Origin of the sequence: Nonomuraea sp. NPDC050227 (assembly GCF_044459705.1) — a bacterium.
Classification (GTDB): domain Bacteria; phylum Actinomycetota; class Actinomycetes; order Streptosporangiales; family Streptosporangiaceae; genus Nonomuraea.
Genome location: NZ_JBITJF010000009.1, coordinates 1 through 21,017 on the forward strand (window position 1 = coordinate 1; position 21,017 = coordinate 21,017).

Genomic DNA, 21,017 nt, shown 5'->3' on the forward strand with positions numbered 1-21,017 from the left:
ACCCCACCCGCGACTACCAGCCCCAGGCAAACCCGAACAAGACGAAACCCCCGAACCCGTAGGTTCGAGGGTTTCCGATGTCCCGAGACATCACAGTGTGCCCCCTGTAGGATTCGAACCTACGCACCCGGCTCCGGAGGCCGGTGCTCTATCCCCTGAGCTAAGGGGGCGACGAGTGATAAGGCTATCAGCATCTGGGGACCACTCGGCACCAGATAACGCTCCTTGAACGCATCCCGCGAAAACCCCACGTGACCGGCCCGCTACGGGCTAGCTTTGCGCCCGTGAGCGACGTTCTCGGCAAAGTACTGGTCGTGGATGACGACGAGGTCATCCGGCAGCTCATCGCGGTCAACCTGAACCTTGAGGGGTTCGAGGTGTCGACCGCCACCGATGGGCAGGACTGTCTGGATCGCGTGATGGACGTCATGCCGGATGTGATCACGCTGGACGTGATGATGCCCTGCCTCGACGGGTGGGCGACGGCGGAGAAGTTGCGTACGGAGGAGGCGACCAGTCACATCAAGGTCGTCCTGATCACCGCGCGGGCGCAGGACGACGACCGGAGGCGGGGGCTGGGGATCGGGGTCGACGCGTACCTGACCAAGCCGTTCGATCCGGCCGAGCTCATTCAGGTGGTGCGGGAACTCGCGTCCGGGGCGCCGAGTTGATGGGGTTGTAGAACGGCGCCGGAGTGGTGTGCCGGAGGTGGTGGGAGCGGCGGAGATGACGCCGCTCGGGCCGGCTCCGGATGCACGTCGGCGGCGACGACCATCGACGTGAGAGGCGCGACGTGCGTAGTTCGATCTTCGGCAACCTGGCCGGCCAGCCGCTTCCCGGCGGGTTCGCGCTGGAGAACAGCAAGATGCTGCGGGTCCAGTTGCCGCACGAGGTGCTTGCCAAGCAGGGGTCCATGGTCGCCTTCCAGGGGCAGATGGACTTCGACTACGAGGGTGGCGGGCTCGGCAGGCTGCTGAAGAAGGCCGTGACGGGGGAGGGGGCCTCCCTGATGCGGGTACGCGGCCAGGGGCAGCTCTATCTGGCCGACAACGCTGACGACATCCACCTCTTCTACCTGGAGAACGAGGGGCTGACGGTCAACGGGCGGAACCTGCTGGCGTTCGGGCCGGAGCTCAGGTGGGACATCCAGCGGGTGCAGGGGGCCGGGGTCGCGGCCGGTGGGCTGTTCAACACCACGGTGACGGGCACGGGGTGGGTGGCGGTGACCACGCACGGCACGCCGGTGTTGCTGGACGTGGCGCGGATGCCGACGTTCGTGGACGGGCAGGCGGCGGTGTGCTGGAGCACGGGGCTGCAGGTCGGGGTCAACCGCACGATGAAGGTCGGGGCGTTGATCGGGCGCGGCAGCGGCGAGGCCATGCAGCTGGCGTTCCGGGGGCAGGGGTTCGTCCTGGTGCAGGCCAGCGAAGGTGCGCCGGTGGTGCAGGCGTCCTGAGGGCGTGCGGCCGGTGGTGCAGGTGTCCTGAGGTCGTACGGGCGGGGGCCATGCGGTTCAGGGGGCCGGGCGTGGACAGGTAATTAGCTTATTGCCATACTGGCTCGGTGGATGTGGATCTGGTCAAGGCGCTGGCCAGTGACAAACGGCTGCTCATCCTTGAGTGGCTGCGCGACCCCGAGCGGCACTTCGGCCCGCAGCGCGACGGCGATCTCGTACGCGACGGCGTCTGTTCGTTGTTCATCGCCGAGAAACTGGGCGTGAGCCGGCCCACGTGCGGCGAGCATCTCAAGGTGCTGGCCCAGGCGGGGCTGATCCGGGGCACGAAGATCAAGCAGTGGGTGTTCTACCAGCGCGACGAGGGTCGGATCGCCAAGGCCAAGGAGATGTTGAGCAGTGACTGGTGACGCCTACGAAGGTCCCGACGGCTCTGAAGGCGCTGATGCCGGAGAAGGCCCCGGAGCCCACGGAGGTCCCGATGGCGGAGAAGGTCCCGAGGTCGGAGAAGGCCGTGAGGCCGGAGAAGGTCCCGAGGCCGACCGGCGGCCGGACGCCTATGCGCGGCTGATCGCCGATCTCGATGCCGGCGGGGCGCGGTACCGGGTGATCGACCATCCGGCGGAGGGGCGTACCGAGCAGGTGAGCGCCCTGCGCGGGCACGGCGTCGAGCAGGCGGCCAAGTGCCTGATCGTGATGGTCAAGATCGGCAAGAAGCGCACCCGGCACGTGCTGGCCGTCGTGCCGGGCGACGCGCGGCTGGATCTGCAGGCGGTCAAGGGGCTGCTGGAGGGCACGTACGTCGCCTTCGCCGACAAGGACCGGGCGGAGGAACTGGCGGGCAGCGTCAGCGGGACGGTGTTGCCGTTCAGCCATGACCCCCGCCTTGAGCTGGTCGTCGATCCTTCGCTGCTGGAACTGCCGGAGATCTACTTCAACGCCGCGCGCCTCGACCGCTCACTGGCGCTCGCCACCGACGACTACGTACGGCTGGCCGCGCCGCGCGTGGCCGCCATCGTGGCGGCGGCGGTGCCGGCCGCCGGTTAGCCACCGGCGGGCGTCCGTGGCAGGGCGGCTGGAGGCCGGCGGGCGTCCGTGGCAGGGCGGCCGGGGGCAGGAGGGGACGGTGAAGGCGGTGGCCTGCGGGAACGTCCCCTAGGCGGAGGTGGCTTTCACGATCGCGAGCGGGCCGGGCGCGTGGTGCAGCATGGCCTGGCTGACCGAGCCGATGAGCATGCCCTTCAGCGTGCCGTGCCCCCGGCTGCCGACGACCAGCAGGTCGGCCCCGGCCGCCACCTCGCGCAGCACCTCGACGGGATGGCCGTGCACGACGTCCTCGATCACCTCCACGCCGGGATGGCATTGGCGGGGTATGGCGAGGAAGGTCCGCAGGGCCTCGCGGGTCTCGCGTTCGACCTCCGGATCGGCGGGCCCGAAGCCCGAGGGACGCGGCCAGGCGAACGCCTCCACCGCGCGCAGCCTGGCGCCGCGCAGCTCGGCCTCGGCGAAGGCGAACTTCAGCGCGCGGAGGCTGCCCTCGGAACGGTCGACGCCGACCACCAGCTCACCGCGCGGAACGGCGGGCGGATCGCGGACCAGGACGACGTCCGTCTGGGCGTGCGCGGCCACCCCGTGGGCGACCGAGCCGAGCAGCAGCCCGCGTACGCCGCCCAGGCCACGACTGCCGACGACGAGCAGGTCGGCCTGCTCGGCGGTCTTGATCAGCGCGGCGCGGGGATCGCCGGGCACGAGTTCCGTGGTCACCTCGGCGCCCAGTTCGCGGGCCCGCCGTTCGGCGGCCGCGAGCACCTCCTTGGCGCCGTCGCGCATCCACTTGCCCACCTCCGCGTACCGGCCGGAGATCGGGCGGCAGACCCAGTCGGGCACCACGTGGGCCACGGTCAGCGACACCCCGCGCAGCACTGCCTCCTTGGCGGCCCAGTCGACGGACAGCAGTCCGGTCGGCGAGCCGTCGACACCTGCGACGATCATGGTCAGGCCACGTAACATTCCACTTCGGCGCGGCGATAGGCCAAGCCCTGTCTGGTGGACTCGTCGATGCACGCGCGCTCGGTCTTGCTGAGGAGCAGTTCGCCGCAGACCGTCACGCCGGAGTACGTCCGGCAGTCGAGTGAACGGTTGCGCCGGCCGATTCGGTAGTTGTCCTTGACCGCCTGCCTGCACTTCTGGCGCAGGGCCGGTGTGTCGGCGTAGCGGCACTGGGCGGTCAGCGTCCGGTATTGCTGCTTGCTCACTTCCTGCTGCTCGATGCCGTCCCCAGAGGCGGCAGCCGGTCCGATCGTGGCGAGAGCCACGATCGCGGCCACAGCGGCGATCTTCATCATAGTTCCCCTGAGGGAGTCCGTACCGCCAGGGGCGATCGCCAAACCTTAGGCTGATCGCCATGCTGACGCTCCGGTACGACGAGCCCGCCCCCCGTTGGGAAGGACACGTCCTTCCGATCGGCAACGGAGCGCTCGGCGCCTGCGTGTTCGGGACGCTTGAGACCGAGCGCGTCCAGCTCAACGAGAAGTCGTTGTGGACCGGCGGTCCGGGTAGCGCGGAGCCCGGTGGATCAGGCAACTGGCCGGCGGACCGTCCCGGCGCTCTGGAGGCGGTGCGACGGGTCATCGACGAGCGGGGTTCGATGGCGCCGGAGGAGGTGGCCGCGATCCTGGGGAACCCGTCCTACCGCACGGTGGGGCACATTCCCGGCTTCGGGGCGTACCAGAACTTCGGCGAGCTGCTGCTCGACGTGACCGGCGGTTTCTCCGGCGGCTACCGGCGCACGCTCGACCTGGAGACGGCGGTGGCCGCCGTGACGTACGAGGACGCCGACGGCGTGGTGCTCACCAGGGAATATTTCGCCTCGTACCCGGCGCACGTCAGCGTCGGCAGGGTGACGGCGGGACTTCCGGGACGGGTGGGGTTCACGTTGCGCTTCGGCACCGCGCATGACGGCGGGGAGGAAGTGACCGCCGAGTCCGGACGGCTGCGCGTCCGTGGCGTGCTCGCCGACAACGGCCTGGTGTACGAGGGCCAGGTCCAGGTGCTGACCGAGGGCGGCACCCGTACGGACGAGGGCGACCGCGTCGTGGTGACGGGCGCCGACAGCGCGGTGTTCGTCTTCTCGGCGGCCACCGACTACGCGCCCGTCCACCCCGGCTACCGCGGCCCGGACGCGGCGGCGCGGGTCACGGCGGCGGTGGACGCGGCGGCGCGCCGGCCGTACGCCGAGCTGCGGGCCGAGCACGAGGCCGACCACCGGGCGCTGTTCGGCCGGGTCCGCCTCGACCTCGGCCAGCGCACGCCCGACCTGCCGACCGACCGCCTGCTGGCCGCCTACGAAGGCGCCGGCACCCCGTCCGACAGAGCCCTGGAGACGCTGTACTTCCAGTACGGCCGGTACCTGCTGATCGCCTCCTCCCGCCCCGGCTCGCTGCCGGCCAACCTCCAGGGGGTGTGGAACGCGTCCAACTCGCCGCCGTGGGAGTCCGACTACCACACCAACATCAACCTGCAGATGAACTACTGGCCGGCCGAGCCGGCGAACCTGGCCGAGACGGCGGTGCCGTACCAGGAGTTCGTGGCGGGGCTGCGCGCGCCCGGACGCGAGACCGCGCGAACGATGTTCGGCTCCGCGGGGTGGGCGGTGCACTCCAACACCAACCCGTTCGGGTTCACGGGGGTGCACGACTGGCCCACGTCGTTCTGGATGCCGGACGCCGCCGGCTGGCTGGTGCGCCAGCTCTACGAGCGTTACCTGTTCGACGGGGACGAGCGCTACCTGCGCGGGCACGCCTATCCGGCGATGCGCGAGGCCGCCGAGTTCTGGCTGGCCAACCTGTGTCCCGACGCGCGCGACGGCAGCCTCGTCGTCTCGCCCGCGTACTCGCCCGAGCACGGTGACTTCACCGCGGGCGCGGCCATGCCGCAGCAGATCGTCCGGGAACTGTTCGCCTGCACGGCCGCGGCCGCGCGCACGCTCGGCGTGGACGCCGAGTTCGCCGGACGGCTGCGCGCGGCGGCCGACCGGCTCGATCCCGGGCTGCGGGTCGGCTCCTGGGGGCAGCTCCAGGAGTGGAAGGCCGACCTCGACGACCCGTCCGACCGGCACCGGCACGTCTCCCAGCTCTACGCCCTGCACCCCGGGACGCAGCTCACCGCCCCCGAGCACCTGGCCGCGGCGCGCACCACCCTCGAAGCGCGCGGCGACGGCGGCACGGGCTGGAGCATGGCCTGGAAGGTCAACTTCTGGGCCCGGCTCAAGGACGGCGACCGCGCCCTGACCATGCTGAGCGGGCAACTGCGCGCCAGCACGCTGCCCAACCTGTGGGACACGCATCCGCCGTTCCAGATCGACGGGAACCTCGGCGCGACCGCCGGGGTGGCCGAGATGCTGCTCCAGAGCCACGCCGGCGTCATCGAGCTGCTGCCCGCGCTGCCGGCCGCCTGGCGCGCGGGCTCGTTCGACGGGCTGCGCGCCCGCGGCGGCTTCACCGTCGGGGTGACCTGGGCGGACGGCGTGCCGGTCGAGGTCAGGCTGTCGTCGGCGCGCGGCGGGACCGCCCGGCTGCGCGGCCCCGGGTTCGCGCTCGACCTGGAGACTAGGGCTGGGGAGAGCTGCGCGCTGTCGCCAGCACGCTGAACCACGTGCGGTGGGTGACGTTCGTCTCGTGCCAGGCGACCGCGAACCCGGCCGCGTCCAGCACCGCGAGCAGGTCGCCCGCGTCGCGGTGGACGAACCAGCGCTCGTACTCCGTCCGGTACGGCACCGGCTCCCAGCCCTCGCCGTCGCCCAGGGCGGTGGTCAGCGCGAGCACCCCGCCGGGGCGCAGCGCCGCGTGCCAGGCGCGCAGCGTCGCCTCGGTCTGCTCGGACGGCACGTGCACGAGGGCCGCGGCCGACCAGACGCCGTCCAGGGACGCCGGCGACAGCGGCGGGCGTCGCAGATCGCCCAGGACGGTGGGCACGCCGTGCCCGGCGGCGAGCCTGGCCATCTCGATCGACAGGTCCACGCCCACGGTGGTCAGGCCGCGTCCGGCGAACCAGGCCGACTCGCGCCCCGGGCCGCATCCCAGGTCGGCGACCGTGGCTCCGGCGGGCAGGGCTGAGGCGAACCGGTCGCGGAAGGCCGCGAACGAGGGGGGCGGTTCGGTGAACTGCTCGTCGAACTGGCGCGCGATGCGGTCGTAGGTGGCGGTCGTGTGCGCAATGGGATCGGACATCCCCTTGATCCTGCCACGCGCGGGGTTATGATCGCGATGACCAACGCGGGAGCCCGGTGCGGACCGGGCTGAGAGGACGGCTGTCAGCCGCCGACCGCCAGAACCTGCTCCGGATAATGCCGGCGAAGGGAGTTTGCGCGATGAGCGACGCGCGCTTTTCCAAGATCTACATCGGTGACCTTCAGGTGCCGATGCGCGAGGTCAGGCTGTCGAACGGCACGTCGGTGCGGCTCTACGACACCTCGGGGCCGTCGCGTACCGACCGCTCGGCGTGGGGGTCGCCGGTCACCCAGCTCGGCGCGGCGCGGCGCGGCGTGGTGACCAAGGAGATGGAGTTCGTGGCCGTCCGGGAGGGGATGACGCCCGAGTTCGTCCGGCAGGAGGTCGCGGCCGGGCGGGCGGTCATCCCCGCCAACGTCAACCATCCGGAGTCCGAGCCGATGGCGATCGGCCGGAACTTCCTGGTCAAGATCAACGCCAACATCGGCAACTCCGCCGTCACCTCCTCGATCGAGGAGGAGGTCGAGAAGATGACCTGGGCCACCCGGTGGGGCGCCGACACCGTCATGGACCTGTCCACCGGGCCGAACATCCACGAGACCCGCGAGCAGATCATCCGCAGCTCGCCCGTCCCGGTCGGGACCGTGCCCATCTACCAGGCGCTGGAGAAGGTGGGCGGGCGGCCCGAGGCGCTGTCGTGGGAGGTCTACCGCGACACCCTGATCGAGCAGTGCGAGCAGGGCGTCGACTACGTGACGGTGCACGCGGGCGTGCGGCTGGCGCACGTCCCGCTGACCGCCCGCCGCAAGACCGGGATCGTCTCGCGCGGGGGCTCGATCATGGCCGCCTGGTGCCTGGCCCACCACCGCGAGAGCTTCCTGTACGAGCACTTCGACGAGATGTGCGCCCTGCTGGCCCGCTACGACGTGACGTTCTCGCTGGGCGACGGGCTGCGCCCCGGCTCGATCGCGGACGCCAACGACGAGGCCCAGTTCGCCGAGCTGCGCACCCTGGGCGAACTGACCAAGATCGCGCACGCGCACGACGTGCAGGTCATGATCGAGGGCCCCGGCCACGTGCCCATGCACAAGATCAAGGAGAACGTCGACCTGCAGCGCGAGCTCTGCGACGACGTGCCCTTCTACACCCTCGGCCCGCTCGTCACCGACATCGCCCCTGGCTACGACCACATCACCTCGGGCATCGGCGCCGCCATGATCGCCTGGTACGGCACCGCCATGCTCTGCTACGTCACCCCCAAGGAGCACCTCGGCCTGCCCAACCGCGACGACGTCAAGACCGGCGTGATCACCTACAAGATCGCGGCGCACGCGGCGGACCTGGCCAAAGGACACCCGCAGGCCCAGGCGTGGGACGACGCCCTGTCGGACGCCCGGTTCGAGTTCCGCTGGGAGGACCAGTTCGACCTGTCGCTCGACCCGGACACCGCCCGCGCCTTCCACGACGAGACCCTGCCGGCCGCGCCCGCCAAGACCGCGCACTTCTGCTCGATGTGCGGCCCGAAGTTCTGCTCGATGAAGCTCAGCCACGAGGTGCGGGCGGGCATGGCCGACAAGGCGGCCGAGTTCCTCGGGAAGGGCGGCTCGATCTACCTCTGACCTGCGCGGTCAGCCAGGGAGCGTCTCGCCGCCGATCGGGGCCAGCACCTCGCCCGTGTAGTACGAGGACAGCCGGTCGGCGGCGAAGAACACGTACGAAGGGGCGATCTCGTCGGGGTCGGCGGCCCGCTTCATCGGCACCTGCGCGCCGAACTTCGCCACCTTCTCCTCCGGCATCGTGGCCGGGATCAGCGGCGTCCAGACCGGGCCGGGGGCGACGGCGTTGATCCTGATGCCGCGCTCGACCAGGTTCTGGGCCATCGAGTAGGTGAAGGCGTTGATCGCGCCCTTCGTCGCGGCGTAGTCGATGAGGGTCTTGTTGCCGCGCAGGCCGTTGATCGAGGAGGTGTTCACGATCGCGCTGCCCTCCCGCAGGTGCGGCAGCGCGGCCTTGGTGACGCGGTAGTAGCTGTGGATGTTGACCGCGAACGTGTGCTCCCACTGCTCGTCCGTCAGCTCCTCCAGGGAGTCGACCGGCGCCTGGTAGGCCACGTTGTTGACCAGGACGTCCAGGCCGCCCAGCTCGGAGACCGCCTGCTCCACGACCGTCGCGCAGTGGTCGCGGTCGCCCAGGTCGCCGGGCAGCAGCACGCACCGCCGTCCCTCCTGCTCGACCAGGCCGCGGGTGTGGTTGGCGTCGTCGTGCTCGTCGAGGTAGGCGATGGCGACGTCCGCGCCCTCCTTGGCGAACGCCACCGCCACCGCCCGGCCGATGCCCGAGTCGCCACCGGTGATCAGCGCCTTCTTGCCCGCCAGCAGGTCCCTGCCCTCGTAGCCGCGCATCTCGTCACGCGGCTCGGGGGACATCTCGTCCGTACGGCCCGGGTACCGCTGGCTCTGGGGTGGTGGTGTCTCCGACATGTCCGGCGATCTTCCCCTGACGGGGTATCGGTAACGTCATGCTTCGCCCAGATCACCCCTGCCCGAAGAGCCGCGGCGGTCAGCCGGCGATGGCCGCGCGCCGGAACAGGTCCGCGGGCATCTCCTCGTCCAGCCTCCAGGTGACGGCCATCGGGCGTTCGCCCTTGTGCTCGACGTAGCGGGCGGTGCCGTGGAAGACGTACGGCTCGGGGTGGCGAAGGTCGTTCTCCGTGCGTTCCCTGGTGAACAGCAGGACGTGGCTGCCGGTGTGCTCGTGCCTCTGGTAGCGCAGGCCGGTGGCCGACGCTGCACCGGTCCGGTTCTGGGACTCCCAGTGAAACAGCTCCGGGGTCAGGGCGTAGTCCCGGTACATGGTCTGCGGGGAGAACTCCTTCTCGTTCTTGCGCAGGGTGACGAAGAGAGCGTCGCAGCGGGTGGCCGGGCACCACGCCACGCCCTCCCGCATGGTGGCGGGCACGGAACCGCCGAGGCTCGCCCAGCCCAGAGCGGCCAGGACCTCGTCGGCCGAGTAGTGGCCGTTGAGGACCAGCGGCACGCCGGCGAGCGTCGCGGGAAGCGGCTTGGTCACATGGCGCGGGCGCTCCACGCCGTGGGCGAGGACATCCAGGATCTCCCCGCACAGGTCCGGCTCGGCCCGCAACCGGTCCAGGCCCTCGTCGTAGGTGGCGAAGCCGCCGCCGTCCCGCCAGAAGGAGAAGAACAACATGCGGGCGAACGCCTGTGTGGTCGGCGGGCAGTCGTCGTAGCGGGGCCCGTCGGGACGCAGCAGGCCGGCGTAGGCCGCGGCCCGCGGGCGGTCGTCGACGTGGAGCAGCGCGCGGATCCGGCGGCCCAGCGCGTTCTCCAGCGGGGAGGCGGGGGCGGTGACCAGGCCGGAGCGGCGCAGCAGGTCGGTCCAGTAGCGGCGGTTGCGGTACAGGTCGTCGATGTCGCGGCCACTCACCTCCAGGTACTTCACGAGCGATGTCTCGGCGAGCGACCGGATCTCCTGCGTGACCATGGTGACCGTCGCGCTCAGATGGATCCGCAGCTCGTCGAGCAGGCGGTCTTTGGTGACCCGGTCCAGGACGATCTGCGAGCCCGACGGCAGGAGCGGGAAGTCGTTCTTGACCTGTGTCTCCAGCCGCCCTCGGACGAAGCCGGTGAGCGCCTGGAACCGGTTGCCGAAGCGGTACTCCTTGCGGTGCTGGCCGACGAAGTCGAGGACGGTCAGCACGTCCTTGTCGGGCGTGCGGCGCAGGCCGCGGCCGAGCTGCTGCAGGAAGACGGTGGCGCTCTCGGTCGGGCGCAGCAGGAGCAGGGTGTTGACGTCGGGCACGTCGAGGCCCTCGTTGAACAGGTCCACGGCGAACAGGAAGGCGACCCTCCCCTCGCGCAGGGCCTTCAGCGCGTCCTTGCGCGACAGGTCGTCGGTGCCGCTGTCCACCGCCCGCGAGGGCAGCCCCGCCTTGGTGAAGAAGTCGGCCATGAAGCGCGCGTGTCCCACCGAGACGCAGAATCCGAGTCCGCGCACCGCCGCCAGGTCGCTGACCTTGTCCAGGAGCGCGTTGAACACCAGCCGCGCCCGCGCGGTGTCGCCGGTGAGGACGTTGTCCAGCGACGCCAGGTCGTAGGAGCCGCGCGACCACTTCACCGTGCTGAGGTCGGTCTCGTCGTTGATGCCGAAATAGTGGAACGGGCAGAGCAGGTCGGCGTCGAGGGCGTCCCACAGGCGCAGCTCCGAGGCGATGCGCCCGTCGAAGAACTCGTCCTGCACCCAGGTGCCGTCCGCGCGTTCGGGGGTGGCGGTCAGGCCCAGGAGCTCCTTGGGCCGGAGACGGCCGATGACCTGGCGGTACGTGCGGGCAGCCGCATGATGGAACTCGTCGATGACGACCACGTCGAAACGGTCGGGGGCGAAGGTGTCGATGATCCTGCTGAGGGACTGGACCGAGGCGAAGACGTGCTGCCACTGCCGGGAACGTTCGTCGCCGACGTGCAGCTCGCCGAAGTCCGGCACGGCCAGAACCTGCCGGTAGGTGTGCATGGCCTGGGCCAGGATCTCCCGGCGGTGCGCCACGAACAGCAGGGTCGGCCGGCGACCGAGACGCCGTTGCAGGTTGCGGTAGTCGAACGCGGCGACGACGGTCTTGCCCGTGCCGGTCGCGGCCACCAGCAGGTTCCGGTGCCGGTCGTGGACGGTCCGTTCGACATCGAGGTCCTCCAGCATCTCCCGCTGGTGCGGGAAGGGATGCGGGACCAGGGCCGGGATGTCGAAGATCCGTTCACCGCTCTGCGACCGGGACAGCGCCTCGTCCAGCCGGCCGCCGTCCGTCTCCGGGTCGTACGGCTCGAACTCGGGACGGTTCCAGTAGGAGTCGAAGGTCGCCTCGAACTTGTCCAGCAGCCGGGGCGTCGTCACCGACGACAGACGCACGTTCCATTCCAGCCCGTCGAGCAGGGCCGCCCGGGACAGGTTCGAGCTGCCGACGTACGCGGTGTCGAAGCCCGTACGGCGGCGCAACAGCCACGCCTTGGCGTGCAGCCGGGTCGAGTTCTGCTCGTAACTGACGCGGACCTCGGCGCCGAAGTCGCGGACCAGCCGGTCGAGCGCCCGGCGTTCGGTCGCGCCCAGGTAGGTCGTGGTGATGACCCGCACCGGCACGCCGCGCCGCCCCAGCTCGGCCAGCGGACGTTCGAGGATGCGCAGCCCCGACCACTTGACGAACGCGCACAGCAGGTCGACCCGGTCGGCGCTGGCCAGCTCCGTGGCCAGCTCGTGGGCCAGGTTGGGATCCTCGCGGGCGTTGGTGAGCAGGGCCGCCTCGGAGAGCGACGTCAGCGGCCTGGCGGGGGCGGCCGCGCCGGGTTCGTTCCGGACGACGGACAGCAGGCGGGCGGGCCCGTCGGAGACGACCTCCGCCTCAGCGTCAGCGAGCAGGGCGAGCAGCCGGTTGGCCAGCCGCACCTGCTCCTCCGGGTCCTTGAGCGCGGCGAACGCCCGGGTGGCCGTCTCGCCGAGGAACCGGCCCAGCAGGTGGCTGACCTCCTCCTTGTCGACGGGGGAGATCTCGACGAGGTGATCCGCGTCCCGCCAGCCGGCCGCGCGCTCCTGGAGTCTGCGGGTGAGCAGCGAGTCGTACAGGCCGGGGACGGGGGTGTCGGGCACGGGTCGCTGCCTCCTGTTTCCTGGCGCCTGGGCCTTGATCCTGGATCGGGAGGATCAGCGTAGATCGGGCGCCGGCGGGGGCGCAGGTGATCAGGTGAGCTTGAGGAGGCCGGCGTCCACCACGCGGCGGCCGAAGGGGCGGGCCAGGGTGGCGAGGCGTTCGCAGTCGGGTTCGCCCAGGGCGCCGTAGGCGGGCATGGCCAGGGTGTCGGTGCGGGTTTCGAGGTGGTGGCGCAGGGACTTGCCTTCGGGGGTCAGGTCGTTGTCGGCGGTCAGGAGGCCGCGGGTGCGGAGGGTGGTCTCGGCGTGGGCCCACTGGTCGGGGGGCCAGGCACGGCTCATGGTGAGGAACGGCTTGGCGACCTCGCCGCTGGCCGCGTGCAGGACGAGGGCTTCGAGGCCGGTGATGCCCTCGGCCAGCAGTGTCGCCACGTGGCCGTCGCCGCGGAACTCGCGCAGGAGGGTCTGGGCGTGCCAGAGCTGGAGGACGGGGTCGTCGGGCCAGGGGAGGGCGGCGTGGGCGGCGAACAGGGGGCGGCCCTGGGGGTGGTCGCAGGCGGCCTCGGCGGCGCGCCTGGCCAGGGTGAGTACGGGGACGAGGTCGGGCAGTTCGTGGACGGCGGCCCGGCGGAGCGCTTCGGCGGCGGCTTCGAGGCGGGCTTGCAGGACCTGGGCGGGGGTGACCTTGTCCCAGGGGAGGGAGCGGCGTACGAGGTCGGGGTTGAAGTTGTAGAACGTGGCGATGACGAGGTCGGCGGGGGCGGGGCCCAAGGGGGCGGAGCGTGAGGTGAAATATCCGGACATGCCGGTGAGGCCGAGGGCGGCGTAGCGGGTGGTGGCCTCGGGGACGAAGTAGATCATCCCGTGGACGGGTTCCAGGCGGCGCCAGGCTTGGCGGGCGGTCCGGGTGAGCTGCTGGTCCATGGTCAGGTCGGGCCTTTCGCGAAGGGCGACGGCGAGGGGGAGCCCCTTGTGGGGACGCTTGCGGGGGAGGGGGCGGCTCGTGGTCCGTCGGTTTGAGGGGGTCCGCCCGTGGTCGGTCGGCTTGGCGGGAGGCGGGAGGCGGCTCGTGGTCAGTCGGTTGGTGGGGATTGGAGGGTGGTGATGAAGGTGGACATTCCGGCTAGCCATCTGTCCGGGGCTTCGGCCTTGCGGCGGTAGAAGTCGGCCACCTCGGGGTGGGGCAGGATGTGGAACCGTTCGGCGCCAGGCCGTCGATCACGGCGGTCGCCACGTCGGCGGGGTCGAGGATCGCGCCCGACGCCCCCACCGCGCGCGCCGTCAGGTGGTCCTCCTCGACGCCGCGTTCCAGCATCCCGGTACGCACGCCCTGCGGGCACAGCACGCTGACCTTGATGCCCTGCGCGGCGTAGTGGATGGCCACCCACTCGGCGAAGGCGATGGCCGCGGCCTTGGTGACGGCGTACGGCGCGTCGCCGGGGCAGCTCACCAGCCCGGCCGCCGAGCAGGTGTTCAGCAGGTAGCCGCCGCCGCGGGCGACCATGCCGGGGATGACGGCGCGGGCGGCGTGCACGTGGGCCAGGACGTTGACCGCGTACAGGGAGGTCCATTCCTGGAGGGGGGCGTCGAGGCCGGAGCCGCCGATGATGCCGGCGTTGGAGCAGAACACGTCCACCGGTCCGAAGGGGGTGGGCTCGGCCAGCGCGGCCACGTCGGACTCGACCGAGACGTCCGCGCGGACGGCCACCGCCCGGTCGCCGATCTCGTCGGCCACGGCCCTCGCGCCGGACTCGTCCAGGTCGGCCAGCACGATCCCGGCGGCTCCCTCGGCGGCGAAGCGCAGGGCCATCGCCCGTCCGATGCCGCCGGCCGCGCCCGTCACGACGATCACCTTGTCCCGCACCCTCATGAAAACCTCCTGACCGACCAGCCGGTATCAGAACATGATTCTAATGACGACGGGCTGGATGGGAAGGGATGAGAGGTTCCTCATCCTGGCCTCAGGATGGTCTCCTCCGCGCGGCAGACGCTCTACCTCATGAAACGCGTGATGCTCATTCTCGTGGCGCTGACGGCGGCGGGGTTCCTCTCGGCCGGCTGGGTACGGGCGGCCGGCGACGGGCCCGATCTGGGGGAGTCCGTCACGGTCTCGACCTCTCCGGGGACGTCGGCCGGCGACGTACGGCCGTTCACGTCGCCGGGAACCGAGGCGGAACCCGTCAAGCCGCCCGCGCCGAAGCCCGGAGGCGGCGATGATGATGGCGACGACGACCACCATCGCGCCTGGACCGGCGGAGACGACGACGATGACGACCGCGAAGACGATGACGGCGATGACGATGACGACGAAGACGATGGCGACGACTGAGCGGGGAGCCGGATGCGGGTGAGTGCCCGCGCCCGGATCGTGGGCTGGATGCTCGCCGTCGTCGGCCTGGCCCTGGCGGTCTCGATCTTCGCGACCTGGACCGTCCTGCTCGCCCGCCTGGACGACCGGATGAACCTGGAGTTCACCAACGAGGCCGAGAAACTGCGCAGGTATGCCGCCACCGCCCACGACCCCCGTACCGGCCGGCCGGTCTCCGACGTGCGGGAACTGCTCACCGGCTACCTGGCGATCAACGCGCCCGACCGCTGGGAGACCTTCTTCACCATGGTGGGCGGCAGGGCCGACCGGATCACCGCCGTCACGCCCCCGGCCCGGCTCGACACCGACGAGAAGCTGGTCAAAGTGCTGGCCGCGGCCACCAGGCCCGCCTACGGCGACACCGAGAGCGTCGAGGGCACGGTCAGGTACGCCGTCATCCCGGTCAGGGTGGCGGCCGACCCCCGTCCCGGCCATTTCGTCGCCGCCGTCTTCTACGACCGCCATCGGGGCGAGATCGTGGACGCGGTCGGCGTGCTCGGGCTGTCGGCGCTGGCCGCGCTGGCTCTGGCGGGGGCGGCGGGCTGGTTCGTGGCGGGGCGGGTGCTGGCGCCGGTGCGGCTGGTGAGCCAGACGGCCGAGCAGATCAGCGACTCGGCCGACCTCACCCGCAGGCTCAAGGTGACCGGCGACGACGACGTGGCCGCGCTGGCCGCCACGTTCAACCACATGCTCGACCGTTTGGAACGTTCCTTCGCCGTCCAGCGCACGTTCGTGGACGACGCGGGGCACGAGCTGCGCACCCCCATCACGGTCATCCGCGGGCACCTGGAGCTGATGGGGGACGACCCGGCCGAACGGGCGGAGACCCTCGCCCTGGTCACCGACGAGCTGGACCGGATGAACCGGATCGTGGACGACCTGCTCACCCTGGCCAAGGCCGAGCAGCCCGGCTTCCTCGCGGTCGAGGAGGTCGAGCTGGCCGACCTGACGGTGAGCGTGGTGGCCAAGGCCCGGCCGCTGGGCGACCGGCGGTGGCGGGTCGACCAGGTGGCCGAGGCGCGGATCCCGGCCGACCGGCAACGGCTCACGCAGGCGCTCATGCAGCTGGTGGTGAACGCCGTCCGCCACACCATGGACGACGATCTCATCGCGGTCGGATCGGCCGTGCGGGACGGGCGGGCCGAGCTGTGGGTGCGCGACAGCGGGCCGGGCGTCGCGCCCGCCGACCGGGAGCGCATCTTCCGCCGGTTCGTCAGGGGCGCGGGACGTACGGGCGGGCACGACGGGGCAGGACTGGGGCTGGCGATCGTCAGGTCGATCGCCGAGGCGCACGGAGGCGGTGTGAGAGTGGCGGACGTCCCGGCGGGGGGCGCTTGTTTCGTGATGACGTTGCCGCTGGCCAGGGCATGAACCGGATCCTGATCGCCGAGGACGAGAGCAGGATCGCGGCCTTCCTGGAGAAGGGCCTGCGCGGCAACGGCTTCGTCACGGCCGTGGTCACGGACGGCGTCGCGGCCTACGACCTGGCCGGTTCGGGCGGGTTCGACCTGTTACTGCTCGACATCGGGCTGCCGCTCAGCGACGGGTTCACCGTGCTGCGGCGGCTGCGGGAGGCGAAGGTGGCCATCCCGGTGATCATCCTGACCGCCCGGGGCGGCGTGACCGACACGGTCGCCGGGCTCGAAGGGGGAGCCGACGACTACATCGCCAAGCCCTTCGCCTTCGAGGAGCTGCTGGCCCGGGTCAGGCTGCGGCTGCGGGCCGACCGCGCGCCCGAGCCGACCGTGCTGCGCGTCGGCGACCTGGCGCTCGACCTGCGGACCCGCCGGGCGCACGTCGGCGACCGCGTGGTGGACCTGTCCACCAGGGAGTTCGCGCTGGCGGAGATCTTCTGCCGGCATCCCGACCAGGTGCTGACCCGCGAGCAGCTGCTCAGCCACGTCTGGGGCTTCGACTTCGACCCGGGCTCGAACGTCGTGGACGTCTACGTCCGCTACCTGCGCAGGAAGATCGGGCCCGACCGCATCGAGACCGTGCGCGGCACCGGCTACCGGATGAGAGCCGCCTAATGGGCGCCTCACGGCTCCCTCACCGGCGAGCCGCAGGCTGGTGGACATGAGAACGAGGGGCAAGACACCGTGACGGCCGGACTGGCGATGGACCTGGCGGCGATCACCGTCCTCGCCTACGGCCTGTACTACCGGCGACATCACCGGCGCGACCTGCTGTTCGCCTACGTGGCGCTGAACGTGGGCATCTTCGCGGTGGTCTCCCTGCTGCTGGTCCAGCGGGTGGACCTGGCGGTCGGGTTCGGGCTGTTCGGGGTGTTGTCGATCATCCGGCTGCGGTCCAGCGAGATCACCCAGCAGGAGATCGCCTACTACTTCGTGGCGATCGTCCTCGGGCTGGTGAACGGCATCGCCTCCCAGCTCCCGCTGACCGCGCTGCTCCTGGACGGCGTGCTGCTGGCCGTCGTGCACGTCGCCGACCACCCTCGCCTGCTGGGCCGCACCAGGCAGCAGGTCGTGACGCTGGACGTCGTGCACGCCGACCCCGAGCTGCTCAGGGCCGACCTGGAGAGCCGGTTGCGGGGCCGCGTCCTGCACTGCGTCGTCACCCAGGTGGACTACGTGCGCGACGTGACCGTGGTGGACGTGCGCTTCCAGATCGCCGAGGTGGCCCGATGAGGGACGCGGGCGCGCTGATGGCGGGCGTCGCGGCCGGGTTGCCGCCGGTCGGGCTGGACGACGTGCCGGAGCTGATGAGCCGGGTGGACCGCAAGTACGTGGTCAGCGTCCCGGCCATGGCCCAGCTGGTGGCCGAGCTGGGCGACCGGCTCTCGGTGCTGCGGATCGGGGCGTTGCGCCAGTTCCGCTACACCTCGACCTACTTCGACACGCCCGATCTGCTGACCTTCCGCCAGCACCGGCAGGACCGGCGGCGCCGCTTCAAGCTGCGCACCCGCACGTACCTGGACGGGGGCGGGCGATGGCTGGAGCTGAAGCTGAACGGCACCCGCGGCAACACCGACAAACACCGCATCCCGTACGACGCCGCGGCGGCCGGCGAGCTGACCAGCGAGGCCATGGAGTTCGTCGGCGACACGCTGAGCAGCGAGCTGAGCGTCGTCGTGCCCGACGCGCTCGGGCCCGTGCTGTCCACCGACTACCGGCGGGTCACGCTCGTCGACCGAACCGGGCAGGCCCGGCTGACCTGCGACACCGGCCTGCTCTGCCACGACGGCGGCCGACGGGTGCCCGCCCGCCGCGACCGGGTGCTGCTGGAGTCGAAGTCGGCCGACGGGCGGGCGCTGGTGGACCGGGTGCTGCGCGGGCTGGGGGTGCGGCCGGTCAGCGTCAGCAAGTACTGCCTGGCGGTGGCCGCGCTCCGGGGCGTCCCGGCCAACCGCTGGCAGCCCGTCATGCGGGGATATCTTGCGCTATAGCGGCAGGCCGCCGGTCGCCGCGCTCGTCGAACCGGTCGCCTGGTAGGCCGCGATCGTGCGCTCGGCGATGCGCATCTGGTGGATCTCGTCGGCGCCGTCGGCGAAGCGGGCCCAGCGGGCGTGCTGGAACATGCTCGCCAGCGGCGTGTCGGTGGAGTAGCCCAGCGCGCCGTGCACCTGGATCGCCCGGTCGACGATGCGGTTGAGGCTGTTCGCCACGAAATGCTTGGCCATCGACACCTCCGTACGGAAGTCCTCGCCCCGGTCGATCTTCGAGGCGGCGTGCAGGACCATGAGCTTGCACTGGTAGAGCTCCATGGCCGAGTCGGCGATCAGCCACTGCACGCCCTGCTTCTCGGCCAGCAGCGAGCCGTGGCTGTAGCGGTTGAGCGCCCGGTCCACCATCATGTCCAGCGCCGTCTCGGCCTGCGAGATCCACCGCATGCAGTGGGCGAGCCGCGCCGGGCCCAGCCGGTACTGGCCCAGCCGGTGGCCGTTGCCCCGGCCGCCGAGGATCGCGCTGTCGGGCACCCGCAGGTCCTCGATCACGATCTCGCTGTGGCCGGTCGAGCCGTGCATCGTCTCGACCTCGCGCACGTCCTTCCAGCCCGGGTTCGGCAGGTCCACCAGGAAGGCCGTGTTCGCGCCGCGCGAGCCCTCGGGCACGTCCTGCTCGGTGCGCGCGATGAGGATGGCGAAGCTCGCCCGGCGGGCGTTGGAGATGAACCACTTGTGGCCGTTGATCACCCACTCGTCGCCGTCCTTGACCGCCTCGGTGCGGATCAGGGTGGGGTCGGACCCGGCGACCTCGGGCTCGGTCATCGCGAAGCACGACATCTGGACGCCGTCCAGCAGCGGCCGCAGGTACTTCTCCTTCTGCTCGTCGTCCGCCCAGTGGAGGAGCGTGTGCATGTTGCCCTCGTCGGGGGCCTGGCAGTTGAGCACCCACGGGCCGATGCGGGTCTTGGCCGCCTCCGACTGCACCATGGCCAGCTCGACGTGGCCGAGGCCCATGCCGCCCCACTCCTTCGGCATGTGCGGCAGCCACAGGCCCTCGGCCTTGGCCCGGCGGCGGAGCTCGAAGATCGTGCGGAGGTAGGCGTCCCGGTCGCCCTCCTCCACGCCGGACATCGCGGGGATCACGGTCTCCTGGACGAAGGACCTGACCCGCTTGCGGATCTCCTCGTGCTCGGGGGCGAGAGTGAAATCGATGGCCATGACTCTCCTTCGGCAATTTCACCGATAGTACTATCGGTGAAATCAGACACAAGTCCCGTGAGGCGATCGTGACCAGCACACCGCTCAGCAGGAGCGAGGCGAAGGACCTGACCCGGCGCAGGCTGATCGAGGCCGCCCTGACCATCCTCGACGAGGAGGGCGAGACCGGCCTGACGACCGGCAAGGTCGCCAAGGCCGCCGGCATCGCGCAGTCCAGCTTCTACGTGCACTTCAAGGACATGCAGGAGCTGCTGCTGGTGCTCGCGGAGGAGGGCGGCGACCGGCTGCGCGGCGCGATGCGGGAGGCCCGGCGCAGGGCCCGCGAGGCGCCCGGCGACCTCGAACGCCACCGCGACACCTTCCGCATCCCGCTGGAGGCGATCTGCCGCCACCCCGAGCTGCTGCGCATCCAGCTGCGCGCGCGGCACGACCCGTCCTCCTCGCTGCGCGACTTCGCCGCCCGTACGGCCGCGGCCTACCGCGAGCACCACGCGGCCGACCTGGCCGCGCTCGGCTACACGGCCGGCGACGAACGGGACCGGCGCCGCCTGGAGATGATCGCCGAGGGCGTCAACGCGGCCACGAACGCCCTGGCCATGGGCCACCTGGAAGGCCGATACCCCGACCTGGACGAGTGCGCCGACATCCTGGTCGCGCTGTCCAGGGGCGCGCTGCGGCTGCTCAGGCACGAGTCAGGCGGGACGGCGGAGCGGGGTGAAGGCCCAGGTCATCCGGGGCTCGACGGCCCAGCGGAACAGCCCGCGCACCCAGGGCGTGCACAGCAGGGTGGCGGTCAGGACGCCCAGCAGGAGTGACAGCGGCAGCCCCAGGCCGAGCCGCTCGGCGCCCTTCACCACGAACCCGTGCAGCAGGTACGCGTACATGGTGGCCGAGCCCAGCCCGCTGAACCAGGTGCGCCGGGCCGGGGTGACCGCCAGGAACGCGGCCACCAGCACCGCACCCGCCGCCAGCAGCCCCAGCCTGATCGCGGTGCCGGTGAGGTCGTCCACGCCGATGGCCGCGTTGGAGTGCCGCCACCTGATCCACTCGGTCGGCACCCGCTCGTGCACCAGCAGCGCGACCGCGAGCCCCAGCCCCAGCACGCAGAACCCGGCCAGCCGCATGGAGGGCCGCCGCAGCAGGGCGAAGTGCTCGGGCCGCACCATCAGGCCGAGCACGTAGAAGGGCAGCAGCGCGAACGTGCGGTTCATGGCCAGCTCGCCGGGCAACCGGTCGAGCCCGGTCAGCAGCGACAGCGCGACCGCGACCGCGAGCGGCCACTTGAGCTGCTGCCACACCGGCGTGGACAACCGCCACAGGAACAGCGAGAGCAGGAACCAGGTGAGGTAGTACGGGTCGAGCAGGCTCAGCTCGAACTCGCCGTACAGGATCGGGCGGGGGAGCGAGTAGGCCAGCTCGAAGATCAGGTAGGGGACGGCGAGGGTAGAGAGGAGTTTGCGCGCCTTGCCCCCCGAAAACGTGAAATTTCGGGACAAATAGCCGCTAAGCACGATGAACAGCGGCATGTGGAAGACGTACACGTAGAAGTACAGGGCGTGGGCGAGCGGCGCGTCGCGCTGGTCCTCGATCAGGTGACCGCACACGACCAGCACGATGGCCAGGTACTTCGCGTTGTCGAAGAAGGGGTCCCTGGCGGTGGCGGGCCGGGCGATGACGGGTGCGTTCACAGACTCC

20 protein-coding genes, 1 tRNA gene, 1 pseudogene and 1 riboswitch are annotated in these 21,017 nt (G+C 71.1%); of the genes and pseudogenes, 12 read left to right on the forward strand and 10 right to left on the reverse strand.

Annotated elements, in window-relative coordinates:
• Nucleotides 1-98: 98 nt before the first annotated feature.
• A tRNA-Arg gene (locus ACIBK9_RS31280) sits at nt 99-170 on the reverse strand.
• A gap of 114 nt (nt 171-284) precedes the next feature.
• Between ACIBK9_RS31280 and ACIBK9_RS31285 the strand changes: the two genes are divergently transcribed.
• The 4 genes from ACIBK9_RS31285 to ACIBK9_RS31300 all read left to right on the forward strand — a co-directional run bounded on the left by ACIBK9_RS31285 (nt 285) and on the right by ACIBK9_RS31300 (nt 2,500).
• Complete coding sequence (locus ACIBK9_RS31285) at nt 285-671, forward strand: response regulator (RefSeq protein ID WP_352349704.1); 387 nt, start codon at nt 285-287, stop codon at nt 669-671.
• Nucleotides 672-793: 122 nt separating this feature from the next.
• A complete protein-coding gene (locus ACIBK9_RS31290; RefSeq protein WP_358283169.1) occupies nt 794-1,456 on the forward strand; it encodes an AIM24 family protein in 663 nt (220 codons plus the stop codon).
• Between the two features lie 107 nt (nt 1,457-1,563).
• The gene (locus ACIBK9_RS31295) at nt 1,564-1,863 is read left to right on the forward strand and encodes a winged helix-turn-helix domain-containing protein (RefSeq protein ID WP_352349708.1); all 300 of its coding nucleotides are present in this window, start codon (nt 1,564-1,566) and stop codon (nt 1,861-1,863) included.
• 196 nt (nt 1,864-2,059) lie between these two features.
• Entirely contained in the window at nt 2,060-2,500 is a 441-nt protein-coding gene (locus tag ACIBK9_RS31300; RefSeq protein WP_397162353.1) for a YbaK/EbsC family protein, read from the forward strand.
• A 108-nt stretch (nt 2,501-2,608) separates the two neighbouring features.
• On the opposite strand, the gene ACIBK9_RS31305 is transcribed toward ACIBK9_RS31300, so the two are convergent.
• Both ACIBK9_RS31305 and ACIBK9_RS31310 read right to left on the reverse strand, forming a co-directional pair.
• Nucleotides 2,609-3,445 carry a universal stress protein gene (locus tag ACIBK9_RS31305; protein WP_397162354.1) on the reverse strand — a complete coding sequence of 279 codons (837 nt, stop codon included), beginning with the start codon at nt 3,443-3,445 and terminating at the stop codon, nt 2,609-2,611.
• Nucleotides 3,446-3,447: 2 nt separating this feature from the next.
• Nucleotides 3,448-3,798 (reverse strand): hypothetical protein, encoded by a 351-nt coding sequence (locus ACIBK9_RS31310; protein WP_352349714.1) that lies wholly within the window; start codon nt 3,796-3,798, stop codon nt 3,448-3,450.
• Nucleotides 3,799-3,857: 59 nt separating this feature from the next.
• On the opposite strand from ACIBK9_RS31310, the gene ACIBK9_RS31315 reads away from it, so the two are divergent.
• Nucleotides 3,858-6,101 (forward strand): glycosyl hydrolase family 95 catalytic domain-containing protein, encoded by a 2,244-nt coding sequence (locus ACIBK9_RS31315; protein ID WP_397162355.1) that lies wholly within the window; start codon nt 3,858-3,860, stop codon nt 6,099-6,101.
• Here the strand turns inward: ACIBK9_RS31315 and ACIBK9_RS31320 are convergent.
• Nucleotides 6,061-6,681, reverse strand: coding sequence for a class I SAM-dependent methyltransferase (locus tag ACIBK9_RS31320; RefSeq protein WP_397162356.1), 621 nt, complete (start codon nt 6,679-6,681; stop codon nt 6,061-6,063). The genes ACIBK9_RS31315 and ACIBK9_RS31320 overlap by 41 nt on opposite strands.
• 35 nt (nt 6,682-6,716) lie before the next feature.
• Nucleotides 6,717-6,829, forward strand: a riboswitch (TPP riboswitch).
• On the opposite strand from ACIBK9_RS31320, the gene thiC reads away from it, so the two are divergent.
• Complete coding sequence (gene thiC / locus ACIBK9_RS31325; RefSeq protein ID WP_387668328.1) at nt 6,822-8,300, forward strand: phosphomethylpyrimidine synthase ThiC; 1,479 nt, start codon at nt 6,822-6,824, stop codon at nt 8,298-8,300. Its footprint overlaps the riboswitch before it by 8 nt.
• Nucleotides 8,301-8,309: 9 nt before the next feature.
• Here the strand turns inward: thiC and ACIBK9_RS31330 are convergent, their stop codons facing one another.
• The 4 genes from ACIBK9_RS31330 to ACIBK9_RS31345 form a co-directional block, all read right to left on the reverse strand.
• On the reverse strand, nt 8,310-9,161 hold the full coding sequence (locus ACIBK9_RS31330; protein ID WP_397162357.1) for an SDR family oxidoreductase: 852 nt from the start codon (nt 9,159-9,161) through the stop codon (nt 8,310-8,312).
• 79 nt (nt 9,162-9,240) lie between these two features.
• The gene (locus ACIBK9_RS31335) at nt 9,241-12,330 is read right to left on the reverse strand and encodes a DUF3427 domain-containing protein (protein WP_397162358.1); all 3,090 of its coding nucleotides are present in this window, start codon (nt 12,328-12,330) and stop codon (nt 9,241-9,243) included.
• Nucleotides 12,331-12,420: 90 nt separating this feature from the next.
• On the reverse strand, nt 12,421-13,254 hold the full coding sequence (locus ACIBK9_RS31340; protein WP_397162359.1) for a hypothetical protein: 834 nt from the start codon (nt 13,252-13,254) through the stop codon (nt 12,421-12,423).
• Nucleotides 13,255-13,453: 199 nt separating this feature from the next.
• On the reverse strand, nt 13,454-14,200 hold the full coding sequence (locus tag ACIBK9_RS31345; protein WP_397162360.1) for an SDR family oxidoreductase: 747 nt from the start codon (nt 14,198-14,200) through the stop codon (nt 13,454-13,456).
• Between the two features lie 129 nt (nt 14,201-14,329).
• Between ACIBK9_RS31345 and ACIBK9_RS31350 the strand changes: the two genes are divergently transcribed.
• From ACIBK9_RS31350 to ACIBK9_RS31370, 5 genes are all read left to right on the forward strand, one after another.
• Nucleotides 14,330-14,659 carry a hypothetical protein gene (locus tag ACIBK9_RS31350; RefSeq protein WP_397162361.1) on the forward strand — a complete coding sequence of 110 codons (330 nt, stop codon included), beginning with the start codon at nt 14,330-14,332 and terminating at the stop codon, nt 14,657-14,659.
• A gap of 18 nt (nt 14,660-14,677) precedes the next feature.
• On the forward strand, nt 14,678-16,069 hold the full coding sequence (locus ACIBK9_RS31355; RefSeq protein ID WP_397162362.1) for an ATP-binding protein: 1,392 nt from the start codon (nt 14,678-14,680) through the stop codon (nt 16,067-16,069).
• Complete coding sequence (locus ACIBK9_RS31360; RefSeq protein WP_387668312.1) at nt 16,066-16,728, forward strand: response regulator transcription factor; 663 nt, start codon at nt 16,066-16,068, stop codon at nt 16,726-16,728. The genes ACIBK9_RS31355 and ACIBK9_RS31360 overlap by 4 nt, the downstream gene beginning before the upstream one ends.
• An 87-nt stretch (nt 16,729-16,815) precedes the next feature.
• The gene (locus tag ACIBK9_RS31365; protein ID WP_357991601.1) at nt 16,816-17,346 is read left to right on the forward strand and encodes a DUF4956 domain-containing protein; all 531 of its coding nucleotides are present in this window, start codon (nt 16,816-16,818) and stop codon (nt 17,344-17,346) included.
• Nucleotides 17,343-18,104: a polyphosphate polymerase domain-containing protein gene (locus ACIBK9_RS31370; protein ID WP_397162363.1), complete on the forward strand. Its 762-nt coding sequence runs from the start codon at nt 17,343-17,345 to the stop codon at nt 18,102-18,104. The genes ACIBK9_RS31365 and ACIBK9_RS31370 overlap by 4 nt, the downstream gene beginning before the upstream one ends.
• Here the strand turns inward: ACIBK9_RS31370 and ACIBK9_RS31375 are convergent.
• Nucleotides 18,099-19,322 carry an acyl-CoA dehydrogenase family protein gene (locus tag ACIBK9_RS31375; RefSeq protein ID WP_397162364.1) on the reverse strand — a complete coding sequence of 408 codons (1,224 nt, stop codon included), beginning with the start codon at nt 19,320-19,322 and terminating at the stop codon, nt 18,099-18,101. The genes ACIBK9_RS31370 and ACIBK9_RS31375 overlap by 6 nt on opposite strands.
• Before the next feature lie 68 nt (nt 19,323-19,390).
• On the opposite strand from ACIBK9_RS31375, the pseudogene ACIBK9_RS31380 reads away from it, so the two are divergent.
• Nucleotides 19,391-19,567: pseudogene (locus tag ACIBK9_RS31380) on the forward strand (TetR family transcriptional regulator); the annotation flags it as partial.
• 447 nt (nt 19,568-20,014) lie between these two features.
• Here ACIBK9_RS31380 and ACIBK9_RS31385 read toward each other — a convergent pair.
• Nucleotides 20,015-21,010, reverse strand: a complete 996-nt coding sequence (locus ACIBK9_RS31385) for an acyltransferase family protein (RefSeq protein WP_397162365.1) — start codon at nt 21,008-21,010, stop codon at nt 20,015-20,017.
• Between the last annotated feature and the right edge of the window lie 7 nt (nt 21,011-21,017).

Bases quoted from the DNA above. Each gene is read 5' to 3' on its own strand.
- ACIBK9_RS31305 (WP_397162354.1), bottom strand. From the start codon at position 3,445: ATGATCGTCGCAGGTGTCGACGGCTCGCCGACCGGACTGCTGTCCGTC.
- ACIBK9_RS31310 (WP_352349714.1), bottom strand. From the start codon at position 3,798: ATGATGAAGATCGCCGCTGTGGCCGCGATCGTGGCTCTCGCCACGATC.
- ACIBK9_RS31315 (WP_397162355.1), top strand. From the start codon at position 3,858: ATGCTGACGCTCCGGTACGACGAGCCCGCCCCCCGTTGGGAAGGACAC.
- ACIBK9_RS31320 (WP_397162356.1), bottom strand. From the start codon at position 6,681: ATGTCCGATCCCATTGCGCACACGACCGCCACCTACGACCGCATCGCG.
- thiC (WP_387668328.1), top strand. From the start codon at position 6,822: ATGAGCGACGCGCGCTTTTCCAAGATCTACATCGGTGACCTTCAGGTG.
- ACIBK9_RS31330 (WP_397162357.1), bottom strand. From the start codon at position 9,161: ATGTCGGAGACACCACCACCCCAGAGCCAGCGGTACCCGGGCCGTACG.
- ACIBK9_RS31340 (WP_397162359.1), bottom strand. From the start codon at position 13,254: ATGGACCAGCAGCTCACCCGGACCGCCCGCCAAGCCTGGCGCCGCCTG.
- ACIBK9_RS31345 (WP_397162360.1), bottom strand. From the start codon at position 14,200: ATGAGGGTGCGGGACAAGGTGATCGTCGTGACGGGCGCGGCCGGCGGC.
- ACIBK9_RS31350 (WP_397162361.1), top strand. From the start codon at position 14,330: ATGAAACGCGTGATGCTCATTCTCGTGGCGCTGACGGCGGCGGGGTTC.
- ACIBK9_RS31360 (WP_387668312.1), top strand. From the start codon at position 16,066: ATGAACCGGATCCTGATCGCCGAGGACGAGAGCAGGATCGCGGCCTTC.
- ACIBK9_RS31365 (WP_357991601.1), top strand. From the start codon at position 16,816: ATGGACCTGGCGGCGATCACCGTCCTCGCCTACGGCCTGTACTACCGG.
- ACIBK9_RS31370 (WP_397162363.1), top strand. From the start codon at position 17,343: ATGAGGGACGCGGGCGCGCTGATGGCGGGCGTCGCGGCCGGGTTGCCG.
- ACIBK9_RS31375 (WP_397162364.1), bottom strand. From the start codon at position 19,322: ATGGCCATCGATTTCACTCTCGCCCCCGAGCACGAGGAGATCCGCAAG.